Annotated in this window: 17 protein-coding genes; 16 read left to right on the forward strand and 1 reads right to left on the reverse strand. The window is 41.8% G+C overall.

The window, feature by feature from the left end; translation table 11 throughout:
* Positions 1-60 precede the first annotated feature (60 nt).
* The 15 genes from K1I44_RS06230 to uvrC all read left to right on the forward strand — a co-directional run bounded on the left by K1I44_RS06230 (position 61) and on the right by uvrC (position 15,877).
* Positions 61-1,737, forward strand: coding sequence for a long-chain-fatty-acid--CoA ligase (locus K1I44_RS06230; protein ID WP_003396517.1), 1,677 nt, complete (start codon positions 61-63; stop codon positions 1,735-1,737).
* 97 nt (positions 1,738-1,834) lie between these two features.
* Positions 1,835-2,416, forward strand: a complete 582-nt coding sequence (locus K1I44_RS06235; RefSeq protein WP_003396515.1) for a fatty acid metabolism transcriptional regulator FadR — start codon at positions 1,835-1,837, stop codon at positions 2,414-2,416.
* A 40-nt stretch (positions 2,417-2,456) separates the two neighbouring features.
* Complete coding sequence (locus tag K1I44_RS06240; RefSeq protein WP_219985635.1) at positions 2,457-3,224, forward strand: enoyl-CoA hydratase; 768 nt, start codon at positions 2,457-2,459, stop codon at positions 3,222-3,224.
* A 15-nt stretch (positions 3,225-3,239) separates the two neighbouring features.
* Positions 3,240-4,013, forward strand: coding sequence for an electron transfer flavoprotein subunit beta/FixA family protein (locus tag K1I44_RS06245; protein ID WP_219985636.1), 774 nt, complete (start codon positions 3,240-3,242; stop codon positions 4,011-4,013).
* Positions 4,014-4,029: 16 nt separating this feature from the next.
* A complete protein-coding gene (locus K1I44_RS06250) occupies positions 4,030-5,007 on the forward strand; it encodes an electron transfer flavoprotein subunit alpha/FixB family protein (protein WP_003396509.1) in 978 nt (325 codons plus the stop codon).
* 114 nt (positions 5,008-5,121) lie between these two features.
* Entirely contained in the window at positions 5,122-5,469 is a 348-nt protein-coding gene (trxA, locus tag K1I44_RS06255; protein WP_219985637.1) for a thioredoxin, read from the forward strand.
* A 130-nt stretch (positions 5,470-5,599) separates the two neighbouring features.
* Positions 5,600-6,808, forward strand: coding sequence for a hypothetical protein (locus tag K1I44_RS06260; protein ID WP_219985638.1), 1,209 nt, complete (start codon positions 5,600-5,602; stop codon positions 6,806-6,808).
* Positions 6,809-6,888: 80 nt separating this feature from the next.
* The gene (locus K1I44_RS06265; RefSeq protein ID WP_219985639.1) at positions 6,889-7,836 is read left to right on the forward strand and encodes an NAD-dependent epimerase/dehydratase family protein; all 948 of its coding nucleotides are present in this window, start codon (positions 6,889-6,891) and stop codon (positions 7,834-7,836) included.
* Positions 7,826-8,743, forward strand: coding sequence for a lysylphosphatidylglycerol synthase transmembrane domain-containing protein (locus K1I44_RS06270; protein WP_035044915.1), 918 nt, complete (start codon positions 7,826-7,828; stop codon positions 8,741-8,743). The genes K1I44_RS06265 and K1I44_RS06270 overlap by 11 nt, the downstream gene beginning before the upstream one ends.
* Positions 8,740-10,182, forward strand: coding sequence for an alkaline phosphatase family protein (locus tag K1I44_RS06275; RefSeq protein ID WP_219985640.1), 1,443 nt, complete (start codon positions 8,740-8,742; stop codon positions 10,180-10,182). The genes K1I44_RS06270 and K1I44_RS06275 overlap by 4 nt, the downstream gene beginning before the upstream one ends.
* Positions 10,179-10,901: a glycosyltransferase family 2 protein gene (locus K1I44_RS06280; protein WP_219985641.1), complete on the forward strand. Its 723-nt coding sequence runs from the start codon at positions 10,179-10,181 to the stop codon at positions 10,899-10,901. Before K1I44_RS06275 ends, K1I44_RS06280 begins: the two co-directional genes overlap by 4 nt.
* Before the next feature lie 75 nt (positions 10,902-10,976).
* Positions 10,977-11,723, forward strand: coding sequence for a hypothetical protein (locus tag K1I44_RS06285; RefSeq protein WP_219985642.1), 747 nt, complete (start codon positions 10,977-10,979; stop codon positions 11,721-11,723).
* Positions 11,724-11,741: 18 nt separating this feature from the next.
* Positions 11,742-12,656, forward strand: coding sequence for an FTR1 family iron permease (locus tag K1I44_RS06290; protein WP_003396494.1), 915 nt, complete (start codon positions 11,742-11,744; stop codon positions 12,654-12,656).
* 46 nt (positions 12,657-12,702) lie between these two features.
* Positions 12,703-14,103, forward strand: coding sequence for a nucleoporin-interacting protein (locus tag K1I44_RS06295; RefSeq protein ID WP_219985643.1), 1,401 nt, complete (start codon positions 12,703-12,705; stop codon positions 14,101-14,103).
* Positions 14,096-15,877: an excinuclease ABC subunit UvrC gene (gene uvrC / locus K1I44_RS06300; RefSeq protein WP_219985644.1), complete on the forward strand. Its 1,782-nt coding sequence runs from the start codon at positions 14,096-14,098 to the stop codon at positions 15,875-15,877. Before K1I44_RS06295 ends, uvrC begins: the two co-directional genes overlap by 8 nt.
* 10 nt (positions 15,878-15,887) lie before the next feature.
* On the opposite strand, the gene K1I44_RS06305 is transcribed toward uvrC, so the two are convergent.
* Complete coding sequence (locus K1I44_RS06305; RefSeq protein WP_003396482.1) at positions 15,888-16,319, reverse strand: YslB family protein; 432 nt, start codon at positions 16,317-16,319, stop codon at positions 15,888-15,890.
* Between the two features lie 284 nt (positions 16,320-16,603).
* Here K1I44_RS06305 and K1I44_RS06310 point away from each other — a divergent pair, with 284 nt between their 5' ends.
* Positions 16,604-17,212, forward strand: a complete 609-nt coding sequence (locus K1I44_RS06310; RefSeq protein ID WP_003396480.1) for a succinate dehydrogenase cytochrome b558 subunit — start codon at positions 16,604-16,606, stop codon at positions 17,210-17,212.
* The last annotated feature ends 4 nt before the right edge of the window (positions 17,213-17,216 follow it).

The following is a 17,216-nucleotide window of genomic DNA, read 5'->3' on the forward strand; positions in this document are numbered from 1 at the left end:
ACAAAAATTTCTGAAAATATTATAAAATATAAATAATCTTATAACAAAGGGGGAAACGATATGGAGAAGCCATGGCTAGCGTTATATCCTCAACAAGTTCCTCATTCCATTGATTATCCGCGCAAGCCGTTGCAACAATTTTTGAGGGAAGCGGCGGAACAGTTTCCGCACAAAACAGCTATTCACTTTTTGGGGAAGGAGCTGACATATAAAGAAATATATGAGCAGGCGATCAAGCTAGCCTCATATTTGCAACAGCTCGGGTTACAAAAAGGGGATCGCGTATCCATTATGTTGCCGAATTGTCCGCAAGCTGTCATCAGTTACTACGCTGTTTTGTTTGCTGGTGGCATCGTTGTTCAAACGAACCCGTTATATACGGAGCGAGAGTTAGAATATCAGTTAAATGACAGTGGTGCAAAAATCATTATTGCTCTCGATTTGCTCTATCCGCGCATCATGAAAGTGAAAGCGCATACAAAAATGGAACATATGATCATAACGAGCATAAAAGATTACTTACCTTTTCCAAAAAATGTATTGTATCCACTCGTTCAAAAGAAGCAAACAGGGATGATTGTACGCGTCAAACATGAAGGGGACTGCCACTTATTTACGAAGGCATTGTCTCTTGCAACTGGTGAAGTCATAGAGACAGACGTGAACCCGATGGAAGATGTTGCCCTCCTCCAATATACTGGCGGAACGACCGGGTTTCCAAAAGCTGCTATGTTAACACATTACAACTTAACAGCAAACACGTTTATGTGTACGAAATGGATGTATAAATGCGAGCGCGGTAACGAATCGATTCTCGGTGTGCTTCCGTTTTTCCACGTGTATGGAATGACGGCTGTCATGAACTTATCCATTATGGAAGGATATAAAATGATTTTACTGCCGAAGTTTGACGTAGAAACGACGTTAAAAACGATTGAAAAGCAAAAACCGACATTGTTTCCTGGGGCGCCGACCATCTATATCGCGCTATTGAATCATCCAGATTTAAGGAAATATAATTTATCGTCCATTAAAATATGCATTAGTGGTTCAGCTCCTCTCCCGGTCGAAGTACAAGAGCAATTTGAAGCGGTGACAGGTGGAAAAATTATTGAAGGATACGGGCTAACTGAAGCCTCTCCCGTGACGCATTCCAATTTCATTTGGGATGGAAAGCGAATAAAAGGAAGTATCGGTGTCCCTTGGCCAGATACAGAGGCGATGATCGTATCATTAGAGACAGGAGAACGAGCTAATGTGAATGAAATCGGTGAAATTGTTGTTCGTGGACCACAAATTATGAAAGGATATTGGAATCGTCCAGAAGAAACCGCTGCGACGCTTCGTGACGGTTGGTTATATACAGGCGACCTAGGTTATATGAACGAAGAAGGATATTTCTTTGTTGTAGATCGAAAGAAAGATATGATTATCGCCAGCGGCTATAACGTATATCCACGAGAAGTGGAAGAAGTGTTATATGAGCATCCAAAAGTGCAAGAAGCTGTCGTCATCGGTGTGCCAGATGCTTATCGTGGCGAGACGGTAAAAGCGTTTGTTGTGCTCAAGGAAGGAGAGACGTGCACAGAAGAAGAGCTTGACCAATTTATGAGAAGTAAATTGGCAGCTTATAAAGTGCCTCGCATTTATGAATTTAGAAAAGAGCTACCAAAAACAGCTGTAGGGAAAATATTGCGACGTGCGCTCGTCGAGGAGGAAAAAGAAAAGCAAAAATAGCCTTTGGACGTTTTTTTCTTGACACGCTTTTTGCCTCTCTTTAAAATAAAAATATGAATGATTATTCATTCATATTTTTGAAAGGGAGAATGCAAAGTTGAAACGTGACAAACCAAAGTTTAAACAAATTATTGATGCAGCTGTGATTGTCATTGCTGAAAACGGCTACCATCAAGCGCAAGTATCGAAAATCGCAAAGCAAGCAGGTGTAGCTGATGGTACAATTTACTTGTATTTTAAAAATAAAGAAGATATTTTAATCTCATTGTTCCAAGAAAAAATGGGCTACTTTATTGAAAAAATTGAAGAAGAAATAGAAGGAATTTCGAGCCCATCGGAGAAATTGTTCTTGTTGATTCAAAAGCATTTCGAAATGCTAGCGGCAGATCCACATTTAGCGATTGTTACTCAGTTGGAGCTTCGCCAATCGAATAAGTCATTACGTCTGAAAATTAATGAAATTTTGAAACGATACTTAAAAGTCGTCGATCATATTGTGCAAGAAGGCATTGATAAAGGGGAATTTCGCCCGAATTTAGATGTAAGGCTTGCGCGCCAAATGATCTTTGGGACGATTGACGAAATGGTGACGACATGGGTAATGAATGAGCAAAAATACGATCTCGTCGCATTAGCGAAGCCGGTTCATCAACTGTTAACGAAAGGTTGTTGTACATAAGGTACAACAACCTTCCGACATACATGAAGGAGGGGGAATCATGTTTTCCGTTCAACAAGAGGGGCATGTCGCGGTGTTAACACTTCACCGACCGCCAGCGAATGCATTGGCATCTTCTGTTTTGAAAGAGCTTTCAGAACGACTTGATGCCTTTAAGGAAGATGATCAAGTACGTGTCATTATTCTTCATGGGGAAGGAAGATTTTTTTCCGCTGGCGCCGATATTAAAGAATTTACAGCGATTGAAACGAGCGAACAAGCAGCGGAACTTGCTCGTGCCGGTCAACAAGTAATGGAAAAAGTTGAACAGTTTCCGAAACCAATTATTGCAGCGATTCACGGTGCTGCCCTCGGTGGGGGACTCGAGTTGGCTATGAGTTGCCATCTACGTATTGTAGCGGAAAACGCCAAACTCGGTTTACCAGAGTTGCAGCTTGGTATTATACCAGGATTTGCTGGAACGCAACGCTTATTGCGTCACGTCGGTATGGCGAAGGCGCTCGAAATGATGTGGACAAGCGAGCCGATCACAGGGATTGAAGCTGTACAATGGGGATTAGCGAACAAAGCAGTGCCAGAAGAACTGTTGCTCGATACAGCGAAACAAATCGCACAAAAAATTGCCCAAAAGAGCCCGATTTCCGTTCAAGCAGTGTTGCAACTTGTGAATGAAGCGCGAACAAAGTCGTTCCATGAATGTGTGGAAAAAGAGGCGCAACTCTTTGGGCAAGTGTTTGTGACTGATGATGCAAAAGAAGGTATTGCGGCATTTATTGAGAAACGAACACCTCAGTTTCGAGGAAAATAAAAGGGGGAGAGACGTATGAACATTTTCGTATTGATGAAACGTACATTTGATACGGAAGAAAAAATTGTCATTCAAAACGGAAAAGTAAATGAAGAAGGAGCGGAGTTTATTATTAATCCGTACGATGAATATGCGATTGAAGAAGCAATTCAAGTACGTGATCAACATGGTGGCGAAGTAACAGTTGTTACAATTGGCAACGAAGATGCGGAAAAAGAGCTTCGTACTGCGCTTGCGATGGGAGCAGATAAGGCGGTGCTCATCAACGTTGAAGACGATGTAGAGCATCGCGATCAATATACAACAGCAAAGGTGCTTGCGCAATATTTAAAAGATAAAGAAGCTGATTTAATTTTAGCTGGGAACGTAGCAATTGACGGTGGTTCTGGCCAAGTTGGTCCGCGTGTTGCCGAATTGCTAGGCATCCCATATGTGACGACCATTACGAAGTTGGAAATTGATGGAATGAATGTAAAGGTCGTGCGTGATGTTGAAGGGGACGAGGAAGTTATTGAAGCATCGTTACCGCTATTAGTGACGGCACAACAAGGTTTAAATGAGCCGCGTTATCCGTCATTACCGGGCATTATGAAGGCGAAAAAGAAGCCGCTTGAAGAGTTAGAGCTCGATGATTTAGATTTGGAAGAAGAAGATGTAGAGGCGAAGACGAAAACGATTGAAATCTTTTTACCACCGAAAAAAGAAGCGGGAAAAATTTTGCAAGGAGATATGGCCGACCAAGTAAAAGAACTCGTTTCACTGCTTCATACAGAAGCGAAAGTCATTTAATAGGGGGATGGGGAGCATGGCAAGAAAAGTATTAACATTAGCAGAAGTGCGCGATGGAGCGTTGCGCAACGTATCATTTGAAGCGATTGCAGCTGCAAAGACGATCGCTGAAGGTGGGGAAGTTGTTGCTGTCGTTGTCGGAGCGAGCGTTCGCTCGTTAGCTAACGAACTCATTGCTTACGGCGCAGATCGTGTTGTTGTCGTTGAACATGAAAAGTTAGCGACATATACGCCAGATGGCTATGCCCAGGCGCTGCAAGCTGTTGTCGAGCAAGAGAAGCCAGAAGGAATTGTATTTGGACATACTGCACTCGGCAAAGATTTATCTCCGAAACTTGCGGCTAAATGGCAATCTGGGCTCGTTTCTGATGTCGTCGCTGTCGAAGAAACAGGGGGGAATATCGTCTTTACAAGACCTATTTATTCTGGTAAAGCATTTGAAAAGAAAATTGTTACAGACGGTTTAATGTTTGTTACCGTTCGTCCGAACAACATCGCTCCGCTTGAAAAAGACGAAAGTCGTACAGGTGATGTCGGCGCTGTTCATGTAGAAATTAAAGATTTGCGTACGATCGTCCGTGAAGTTGTACGTAAAACAGCTGAAGGCGTCGATTTATCTGAAGCGAAAGTCATTGTTGCAGGCGGTCGAGGCGTGAAAAGTGCCGAAGGATTTGAACCGTTGAAAGAGTTAGCGCGTGTGCTTGGTGGTGCAGTCGGAGCATCACGTGGGGCTTGTGATGCAGGATATTGTGATTATTCGCTTCAAATTGGTCAAACAGGAAAAGTCGTTACGCCAGATTTATATATCGCATGCGGCATTTCAGGAGCTATTCAACATTTAGCAGGAATGTCGAACTCAAAAGTCATTGTAGCGATTAATAAAGACCCAGAAGCTAACATTTTTAAAGTGGCAGACTACGGAATTGTCGGTGATTTATTCGAAGTCGTTCCGCTTTTAATTGAAGAATTTAAAAAAATAAAAATACATGCATAAGGCAGAGCATCATGCTTTGCCTTTTCTTTGCGGCATATTTTTTCGTGGGATGGAAATAGTAGAAGCGAAGCAAATCATTGGCGTGATGGATACGTTCAATGGTATACTATGTGCATGGCATTGAAATATGTGAGGAGGAATGAACAAATGGCAATTGTAAATGCAACAGACTCAACTTTTGTAAATGAGGTAAAAGATGGTGTTGTGCTCGTAGATTTTTGGGCTCCATGGTGCGGACCTTGCAAAATGATTGCACCTGTATTAGAAGAAGTAGATCGTGAGCTCGGTGACAAAGTAAAAATTGTAAAAGTAAACGTTGATGATAATCCTGAAACTGCAGGAAAATACGGTGTGATGAGCATTCCAACACTGTTTGTCTTTAAAAACGGTGAAGTCGTTGATAAAACAGTCGGTTTCCAACCGAAAGAATCGCTTGTCGGTCTTCTAAGCAAACATTTATAATTTATCGACCTCGGATCATATGCCGAGGTCTTTTTTTTTTTTTTAAAATCATTGACATTGAAAATCGTTCTCCTCTATAATGATAACGGTTAATGATAATCGTTATCAAAAAAAGGGGGATACATACGCAATGAAAAAACGTCGACTAAAAGCTGTATTTGCTATGTTTTTATTAGCAGGAGGTGTGCTTGCTGGTTGCGGTCAGGAGAAGACAGAGACGACGGAGAAGAAAGAAGAAACGAAAGTAGAAGAGCAAAAAGAGGAGCAACAGCCTGCTGAAGCGGAGCAAGCGGAAGAGCAAGTAAACGTTCAAGCTCTCCTTGATGCTTACAAAGCAATAAAAACAGAAACAGACAAAGCGAAGGAAGGACAGCCTGTCGACTGGAGCATTGTAGAAAAAACATATACAGAGCAGTTGCAAAAACCGATGAACGAACTAGATGGGACGTTTGCTCAAACGGTTGAAGCAGCCATCCAAGGCGGAAAAAGCGGGGAGTTAAACGTTCATCCAGCACGTCAAATTGTAGATAAAGTGACGCAATCATATTTTTACCAATTACAAAAGAAACTACAAAAAGACGTTGTCGCTGCACTTGAAGCTGGCGATCAGCAAAAAGCAACAACGTTGTTTGAACAAATTAAGTTACTCGCGGCAGAAGTTTTCGTTCCAACAGCAATGAAGCGTGATGAATATTATCAATTGACGGGAGAATCTAGCCTTGAGCAAAGCATTAACGCTGGTTTAGCAGCTCAAGAAGAAGCATTAAAAGCAAACAACGTAGACGATTTTAAAGTGTACATTCAGTTGACGGACAAATCAATTTATCGTAGTTACTACTTGGCATCTAAATCATACGCTGAGAAAATTGAAGCGGGTGTAAAAGAAGGTAAGCCGGAAGATGAACTAAAAGGTCAGCAGGCAGAAGCGTGGGGCTTTCTCCAAGCGATCAAAGGCTCTTTATCTGAAGGGGATGAAGCTGCTGCAGCACGTTTAGATGAAATTTTGTCGTTGAATAACGATTATAAAAACATTCAAGCAGAAGAAGTAAGTGCGTTATACGCAAAAGCGTTGTTTGGCAAAATGAAAGGCTATCATGAGAAAGCACCAGCGCAATTAGATGAAAACAATATTGTGGAAGCGAAAGTGAAAGCATTAGAAGGAAATATGTTCTTAAAGGCGATCGAGTTAGATGTCAAAACAAAACTAGGTGAGCAGAAGGCAGCGGAAGTGTTTGCGACAGCAGAAAAATGGTATAACGCGATCGCAGAAAACAAAAAGGACGAAGCTGCTCAGCATAGTAAAGCTGTGCTTGACGCTGTAAGTGCTATTGTTCAATAAAACAAAAAAGGCCGCGCATAACACGCGGCTTTTTTGTTGTGATACAATAGTAGCGCATAAACGATAAGGGAGTTAAACAAATGAAAAAAATATGTATTACAGGTGGAGCAGGATTCATCGGTAGTCATTTAGGGAAGAGATTGCTTGAGCTTGGACATGAGCTGATCGTCATCGACAATTTTCATCCATACTATTCAACGTGTCGGAAACAACGACAACTTCAACAAATGAAAGATGTCGGTTTTTTTCATTTCTACAACACAAATATCCTTCAGCTTGATGAGTTAAAACATATTTTTTTCGAGCATCAACCGGATGTTGTCTTTCATTTGGCTGCGCTACCTGGCGTACAGCCATCGTTAACGGATCCGCTCACATATATTGACTATGATGTGAAAGGAACGGTAAACGTACTACAAGCGGCTGGAGAAGTAGGGGTACAGCACGTATTATTTGCTTCCTCTTCTTCTGTATATGGCAATCAATCATGTCAGCCGCTAAAAGAAAATATGGCAAACGGGCACGTCATTTCCCCTTATGCCGCAGCGAAATATAGCGCAGAGTCGTTTTGCTATGCCTATGCACATATATACGGCTATATGGTGACGATTTTCCGCTACTTCACTGTATACGGACCATGGGGACGGCCGGATATGGCGATTAGCACATTTATTAGGAAATTGTTGCGAAATGAACCGATTACAGTATATGGAGATCATACAGCTCGTGATTATACGTTTATTGATGACATTGTGGATGGGATGATTCGAGCGTTAGAACGAGAAGGAGAAAGTGATGTGTTTAATCTCGGTGCTGGTCAGCCGGTCACGATGAAACAACTACTTGCTGAGTTGCGTACACATTTTCCGTATATGCGTGTTCATTATGAAACGCCGCGGCTTGGTGATGTCGTAGCAACGTGGGCGGACATAACAAAGGCAAAAGAAGAAATTGGATATATGCCGCGCACATCGTTCTGTGAAGGATTAGCGAAAACGATCGAATGGGCGAAGCAATATGAAAAATAAAAAACTGAAAATAGTGATACGGTGCATTAGTCTTTTATTTATTGCGGCATTTATATGGATGACCGTTCGACATTTTGATGTCCAACTGTTGTTTAGTCTTATACACAACCTTGTTGCACAGCCGTGGCGTACGGGCTATATGGTAGCGATGTATGGACTTGCTTTCGTTTTTCGAGCGTTAGCATGGCATTTATATTTGCTACATGCTCGTTTCCAGACGTGTTTAGACGGTTTATTTGCAAGTTTATTTATTAACCACATTTCTCCGATAAAAGTTGGGGATGTTGCGCGCATAGGGGTTTGTGCAACAAAAGAGCGCATGCCATTCCCTATTGTCGCTCAATCTGTCGTTGTGTTGCGTCTCCTTGATTTGCTCGTTTTGTTTTTGTTTGCTTTGATTGGTGCGATTGTTTATATGCATACGATGACAAATTCGTTTCTTCTTTTTCCGCTTATCCTTGGCGGTGCGTCCGTCGTGTTTGTTGTGCTTATACGCATGTTCCCGTCATGTCTTCAAAAACATAAGCAACATTGGAACATGGTATATCATCGTCGTCGCTTCGTACCCATTTTAGTTGCTGTCGTATTAAGCTGGATATGTGAAGCTGTTGTGTTATTTGAAATGGCGAAAATGGTTGCTTTCCCTCTTTCGTTTTCGGAAGCGCTGTGGGTTAATAGTATGGCGGTTGGTGGACAAGTATTTCAAATGACACCGGGGGGATTAGCGACGTATGAAGCAGTGATGGCATTTGCGTTAACGCGCATTCACTCAAATTGGGAACAAGCTTATATACTTGCGTTAGTGACGCATTTGTTTAAATTTTTATTTTCTTATGTCGTCGGGATATATGTGTGGTGGCGTATCCCGACGTTATGGGCATTCGTTCGAAAGGAGAGAGCAGCGTGAAAAAAGCGTCGAAAATTGAAAAGATCGCCGCAAGATGTTGGAATTTGTTGAATGAAGGGAAACCGTTTACTCCGATTTTTGTCGTAGGAACGATGCTTATTTTCCATTTGTCTGACGGCGTCACGTTAGAGGAAACGAAGCGATGGTTCAGTAGTTTTTTACTTACTGTTCCTCTTTTTGTACTATACTACGTATATGACTATCCGTTATTTTTACGTAATTATTTATGGGTTCCTTATGTGCTTTTTTTAATTGTTTGGTCGTTCGTTCCAACAAGCTTACTTTTGCTTGCCGTTAGCCTTTATTTCTTTTTCACCGTTTTCTTTTGGGGAACGTTGTATTACCATTTACGAATTGGAACGACATGGTTGAATTTTACTCGTTTCTGGAAATTGGTGTTAAAAAACAGCGATTCGACAAGCGGAAATGCGCAAGAGCAGTTGCCGAAAGTGTTGTTGCTTCTTTCTGTATGGGAATATGGCGTGCAGCATAGCGTACATGTACCGTCACTTAGTGTGTTTTATATGTTTGTTTTCGCATGGTCATTTCTGTTGCACCGATATTTATTTGATTGGAAACCGAAAGTCATCGATCACTATACGAACAATGTGCCGCCAAATCACGAACCGTTAAGTGATCGTGTCATTGTTATCGTTATTGATGGGATGAGAAAAGATCGTTTTGAACAAGCGAACGCTCCATTTTTAAAGTCAATGCGTGCAAGCGGAACAGATTTTACACAGATGGAAACAGTATACCCAGCCCGAACGGTCGTCTGCTTCACGTCGATGCTCACAGGAACGTATCCGTTTGAGCACGGCATTCGCTCAAATATGGTATGGAAGCTAGGTATACGCGTTGAAAGTATTTTTGATTCACTTCGAAAAGTCGGAAAAAAAGGGACAGTACTCGGTATTGCTCACCTTGTCGATTCCCTAGGAAATGATGTCGAAACAGTGACAGCTGTCATGCATAATGATGTAGCGGATCGTAACATTATGGAACGGGCAAAACAAATCATGACTGAACAAGATTTACACTTATTTGTCATTCAGCTCATCGGAACAGATCAAACAGGGCATAGCCGCGGTGTACATTATGATGAGTACGTACAAAAAATTGAGGAAGCTGACGCGCTTATTCGAGAATACGTTGAGTGGTTACAAAAACAAGGGAAAATGGAAAATACAATACTCATCATTTGCGCTGATCATGGACAAGCAGACGGAATTGGTGGCCACGGTCACTTAGATGAAGGGGAACGATACGTGCCGTTTTTCATGTATGGCCCGGTTATTGAAAAAGGAAAACGGATTGATGATAAACATAGCCTCGTTTCTCTTGCGCCGACGATCGCTTATTTGTTAGGAGCGCCATATCCAAGTCATAGCCGCGGACCAGTATTAACCGAAGCGATAAGGAAAGAAGGGAAAAAATGAAGGTAATTGTATTTTTGCCAGCACATAATGAAGAAGAAGCGATCAGAGACGTCATTCGCCGCATCCCGAGGCATATTGAGCCGAATATCGACGTATATGTACTTGTTGTAGATGACGGGTCAACCGATCGTACAGCTCACGTCGCAAAGGAGGCTGGGGCGGACTTTATTTGCCGGCATGAGCGAAATCGAGGGTTAGGTGCAGCTGTACGTACCGGCTTGCAACAATGCGTTGAGCTTGGAGCGGATATTGGCGTGATGATTGATGCAGATAATGAATATCCACCAGAGCAAATACCGGATCTTGTCATGCCTATTTTGCGTGGGGAAGCTGATTATACGATGGGATCGCGCTTTTTAGGGACGATTCATGGAATGAAATGGCATCGCCGAATGGGAAATTATATGTTTACGCTCATCCAATCGCTATTATTAAAAACATGGATTTATGACGGACAATCAGGAATGCGAGCATTTTCTCGACAGGCGATGGAGGAAGCAGAAATTATTCACGATTATAATTATGCGCAAGTGTTAACGTTAAATTTAGTTCGCAAAGGATTTCGATTGAAAGAAGTACCCATTGTATATCAAGTGAGGACGACAGGACAATCGTTTATTAAATTTACGGCGTATATGAAACACGTTCTCCCTGCGATCGTAAAAGAAATGTGCCGACCTGTGAAACGAAAGTACATTCGTTCCGCTCAACAACGCTAGAGAACGATCTCTAGCATTTTTTCTTGACAATCAATATGATAATTATTATCATTATCATCGGAGGAGGAGATCGGATTGAAAAAAATATTACTTTTTTGTTTATGCATCATATTCATTTTTACTTTAGCACCTACATCCTCATTCGCTTATTCGTACGGTGACCCGAACGAAGAAGCTGTAGCGGAAGCGTATAAAGAGATGGTAGCGAAAGTGCAAGAGAACAAGTTTGATGAAGTGAAAGTGATTTATGAAACGGTTCAAAAAGAAATTGATATGCACATGGGGCCAGAACCGTCAGCGATCATTTTAGAAGCGATCGAGAATGAAGATGCTGATACTATTGTTTCGGCAATGCAAAAAGTGCTTGTGTTAAACGTTGCCCGCCGTTTGGAAAACGTTGAAAAAAACTTTGATAACTACGATACAAGCAAACGTTTGTTGGCGAAAGCTTTTGCTACATATAAAGCACTTTCTCCAATTGTACAACAAAAAGATACACAACTGGACGAAAAATTAAAACAACAGTTTGATCTCGCCCTTCAATCACTCGGAAATCCGGGGTTGTTTGGAGTCGGGAAAAAGGAGTCTAATATCGATCAATTTAAAGAAAGTAAGCAAACGATTTTACAGGCTCTTCAAGATCAGTTTGAATTAGAGAGCGTAGAGACAGGGCATTTTACGGAAGAAGACTTAGATCGATTAGCTGCGGCAAAAAAGAAAGAATGGACGGATTTGTCTGATGTAAAAAACTGGATTCCACTTCTTGTTATTGCCGGCTTCATTGTAGCTGTTGTGCTGTATGCTATGAGAAAACGGAAGTAAAGAAAGGGGACGGACGCGTTGGAAGTTCAAGCACTGCTCATTACGTTTCGCGAGGCGTTAGAAGCTTTATTAATTGTTGGGATTATTACATCGTATTTAAAGCGTATTGATCAATCGCGCTATGTGAAATATGTTTGGTTGGGCGCTGGGTTAGCCGTTTTTGCTAGCGCGCTCGTTGCTTTGTTGTTTCAAGTCGTGCTTACCGGTTTCTCAACGATGGCTAGTGAAATGTATTTAAAAGTCAGCATTATTTTCATCTCTTCCATCTTGTTAACGCAAATGGTGTTTTGGATGGCGGAGCATAGTAAAGATATAAAAAGCAGCATGGAAGGAAAAATGAGCAAATACGTGTCAAAAGGCGACGTGTTTGGCATGGTCATGCATTCGTTTTTAGTTGTGTTGCGCGAAGGGGTTGAGACTGTCTTTTTCTTCGCTGCCATCACAGGTGGTAACATCGGAGCTGCCGTTCAAGGATGGGGAGCAGTGACGGGCTTAACGATCGCCGCAATTGTGAGCTATATGTTCTTTAAAGGAACGATGCGCGTACCGTTGAAAACATTTTTCAAAGTCACAGGCGCATTTATTATTTTGATTGCTGCTGGGTTGCTTGTGCAAGGCATTTCCATGTTGCAAGATTTAAAAATTATTGGCAGCGTCATGCCGCACGTTTATGATATTACATGGTTTATGCCAGAGCATCCGATCGACCATGAGCATTTCGTGCGTGATACAGGTCAAGAACCTATTCTTTCTGGTGATGTTGGCATTTTCCTTAAAGCGCTATTTGGTTATTCCTCTATGCCTTCGTTAGAAGAAGTGTTAGCATACATCGGGTATTTTGTTGTTATTTACTTACTTGTGAAAACGCGTTATGGCACAAAAGAAGAAAAAAACGAAAAAAATGAGAAGGTGCTTGAACAACAAGTGATGTAAAGTACAAGGGGAGAGCCTTGTACTTTTTTGCTTAGGGGGGCTGATTGTGCGAATCGTTTCAATAGTGATGTTGTTTGTAATATATACGACGTATATCGCATACGCTAGTCCGTTTGCTGCAACATGGGACGAGGTCGACTTTGCGCTGGCGCTTGATCGATACGACTTGTTTGCGATGCAACCGCATTTTCCGGGATATCCGTACTTTATTTTCGGCGGCATGCTTATTCATTCGTTCGTTGATAATGCCGCCCAAGCACTTGCGATTTGGAACGGGTTGCTCATGATGAGTGCGACCATTCCGATTTACTTGCTTGCTAAAACATACGGAAAAGAAGCATATGCCCTCGTTGTTACTGCCCTTGTCCATTCGCTCAGTTATGTGATGCTCATGGTGTCGCAACCGATGTCTGAAGGAAGTGCGCTCGCTGTTTTATGGTGGTACGTTTGGAGTTTAGAACGCGCACTTCGCTCGGATCACATTCGTGTACAACTTTTGCCGCTATTGTTATTTAGCGTCATGCTCGGCATGCGTCTATCATACATTCCGTTTGCTGTCGGCATATTGTATGTTTGGTGGAAGCGTAAGTATCGATTTAAACAAATCTTGCTATATAGTTTGGCGGCATTGATGTTTCAATTCGTTTGGATCGTTGCCGTTGCTGTAACGGAAGGAGCTGGATTTTGGCAGCTCGCGCTTTCGTTTACGACAGGTCATTTTACACAATGGGGGGGAACGGTCTCAACGGACGAAGCGCCGCTTCGGCGGCGAGTGATGACGCTTATTTTTTATAACATCATATGGACAGGGATGGCTAAACAGTCGCTATGGTTACTAGGCTGTTTTATTGTTTTCTTTTTTATGACGTGGAAGCGCATAGTTGTTCCACCTTTGTATCGCTTGCTTTTATTTATTTATTTTCTTTGGGCACTGTTTGCGCAAAATATTGAAAAGCCGAGACATATATTACCGCTTGTCGTCATCATGTCATTTTTTTTGTTTGTGAGTACGCTTCAATCATTATCCCGTTTGAGGCTTACAATGATGCTCATTTTGCTTTTTTCCCAAACGGTGATAGGTGTGCAAGCCGTCAAGAGCCAAGCGACGCAGTTGCCAGCGACGTATCAGTTAGCGTATGATTTTGAGCAGAAAGAAGAGCGTTTCATTTTGTTTACGTGGGAAGAAACGCGCGTGCTCGAATATTTACGTGTGTCCTTTCCGCATGAACGCGTCTTTTCATTCGACGTTTTCCAAAGGGAGAAAGCGATGTTTCCGCATGCGAAAGTGTATGTAACTAATCATGTCGTCAAGGGGTTTCAAGCGCAAGGAATAGACGTTCGTCCATACATTCGTCCAGTTCGAACGTATCAATCAAGCATATTATCTGATCCGGTGTACGGGCGCATTACTGTATATGAATGGAGAGAGGAGGAAAAACGTGAATGAGCGTTTGAAAGAAAAGTTAGCGATTTTACCTGATCAACCAGGATGTTATTTAATGAAAGATGTTCACGGAACGGTTATTTATGTCGGGAAGGCAAAAGTGTTGAAAAACCGTGTTCGCTCGTATTTTACCGGTACGCATGACGGAAAGACGCTCCGTTTAGTGAACGAAATTGCTGATTTCGAATATATCGTGACGTCCTCCAATTTAGAGGCGCTCATTTTAGAAATGAATTTAATTAAAAAATACGATCCGAAATATAACGTCATGTTAAAAGATGACAAAAGCTACCCGTTCATTAAAATTACAGGGGAGAAACATCCGCGCCTCATCATTACGCGTACGGTGAAAAAAGATAAAGGGAAATATTTTGGTCCGTATCCGAACGCCCATGCGGCACACGAAACGAAAAAACTGCTCGATCGCTTATATCCGTTGCGAAAATGCGAAAAAATACCGAAAAAAGTTTGTTTATATTATCACATGGGGCAATGTTTAGGGCCGTGTGAATATGAAGTGTCAGACGAAGAAAATAAACGAATCGTCGAGCAGATCACTCGCTTTTTAAATGGCGGATATAAAGAAGTGAAAGAGCAATTGACGGAAAAGATGATGGAGGCAGCGGAACAGCTACAGTTCGAGCGAGCAAAAGAATACCGCGATCAAATTGCGTATATCGAATCGTTAATGGAAAAACAAAAAATGATTTTACACGATTTTGTTGACCGCGATATTTTTGGATATGCGTACGATAAAGGATGGATGTGTGTACAAGTATTTTTCGTGCGCCAAGGAAAGCTGATTGAGCGAAATGTTTCGATGTTTCCGTTATACCAAGAGGCTGAGGAAGAATTTTTAACGTTTTTAGGACAGTTTTACAGTAAAGATTATCATTTAAAACCGCGTGAAGTTGTGTTGCCGCGGGAAATTGATGGCGAGATGGCGATGAATTTGCTTCATGTGCATGTCGCGCAGCCGAAGAGTGGAAAAAAGAAAGAGCTTGTCGATTTAGCATGTAAAAATGCACAAATGGCACTACAAGAGAAGTTCTTTTTAATTGAGCGGGATGAACAACGAACGATTCGAGCGGTTGAGCGTTTAGGTGAGGTGCTAGGCATTCAAACACCGCAACGAATCGAGGCGTTTGACAACTCAAATATTCAAGGAACAGACGCTGTAGCGGCCATGGTCACATTTATTGATGGAAAGCCAGAAAAAAAAGAATATCGGAAATATAAAATAAAAACCGTGCAAGGTGCTGATGATTATGAGTCGATGCGCGAAGTCATTCGTCGACGGTACACCCGCGTGTTGCGCGAGCAGTTGCCACTTCCTCAATTAATCATTGTCGATGGCGGGAAGGGGCAAATACAAGCGGCAAAAGAAGTGCTCGAGTGTGAACTCGGACTATCGATCCCTGTTGCTGGTTTAGTGAAAGATGAGAAACATCGAACATCTCATTTGTTATTTGGCGATCCGCCGGGCATTGTTTCGCTAGAGAAAAATAGCCAAGAGTTTTATTTGTTGCAACGTATTCAAGAAGAGGTACATCGTTTCGCTATTACATTTCATCGTCAAGTGCGATCGAAATCTGCCTTTTATTCGATTCTCGATCAAATTCCAGGTGTCGGAACAAAAAGAAAACAAGCGTTGCTGCAACATTTTGGATCGATCAAAAAAATGAAAGAAGCAACGGTGGAGCAATTGCAAGAAGCAAACATTCCGAAACATGTTGCCCAAAAAATTTACGAAACGCTTCAAACGTATGAAAGCTGACCATCATCGGTCAGCTTTTATCTTTTCGATCCCATTTTACAGTAAACAAAACGGTTTTTGTGCGCCGCTTTTGTTGTTCGAATGCTTCTGTCACACATCCTTTTTGTTGTTCAAACTGTTGAGCAAGAAAGCCAGCCTCGAGTTGAAACGTGCATTCTCCACCGTAGTCGAAACGCATGGCGACAAGCGACCCATCTAATTGAAACTCACAGCTATCCTTTTTCTCCTCAAGCAGCGATAGGTTTCCCCAACCGGCATGTTCAAAAAAGGCGATGACGTCATCCATTGTAGCTAGCGGATACTTCCTTGCTAAATCTTTTCCAGCCCAATACAAAATAAATGGAGTTTCTTTTCCAAATAAATTTGGCAGTAATTGTTGACGAAATAAAAAGTCGCTAAAAGCAGAAATGCTCGTTTGTTTCCATTGTTCATATCCGCTCACGATCATTCTCCTCTCTATTTTTCATTATATCGAATGATGACGTGAAAAACAGTATTGACTTTTTTTTCATTTCGAATTTCACTAGAATTATAGTTGTTTTAAAATTTGAAATGATTGAACATTTCGTGAACACCTTTTCTTGACGCTCCTACATTGTGGGAGTACAATGAATGTGACAATAATCAATGGAAATGGAAGTGTTTACACCTCTATTGATCATTGTCTAGTAAATGCGGATGGGAGCGCGTAGAAAAGAAAGATGATCATTTTAAGGGGGGTTATGTATGGCACAAAATCGAGAGTTTTTTTACCGTCGACTTCATTCGTTGCTTGGAGTCATTCCAGTCGGGCTATTTTTAACGCAGCATTTAGTAGTTAACCATTTTGCAACAAGAGGAGCAGAAGCGTTCAACAAAGCGGCAGCATTTATGGAGCAATTACCGTTTCGTTATTTTTTGGAAATTTTCATTATTTTTCTTCCGTTATTGTTCCATGCCATCTACGGGCTGTACATCGCATTTACAGCACAAAACAATGTAAGTCGCTACGGATATTTCCGTAACTGGATGTTTATGTTGCAACGCTTAACGGGGATTATTACGCTTATTTTCGTTGTATGGCACGTATGGGAAACGCGCATCCAAGCTGCATTTGGTGCAGAAGTAAACTATGACATGATGGCGAACATCGTTGCCAACCCGTTTATGCTTGCATTTTATATTGTTGGAATCGTTTCTGCAGTATTTCACTTTGCGAACGGGCTATGGTCGTTTTTCGTTAGCTGGGGCATTACAGTGACTCCTCGTTCACAGCAAATTTCTACATACGTGACAATGGGGATTTTTGTCGCGCTTTCGATCGTCGGTATACGAGCGATTTTAGCATTCGTTTAATCCA

Source organism: Anoxybacillus sp. ST4, from assembly GCF_019448545.1.
Taxonomy (GTDB): domain Bacteria; phylum Bacillota; class Bacilli; order Bacillales; family Anoxybacillaceae; genus Anoxybacillus; species Anoxybacillus pushchinoensis.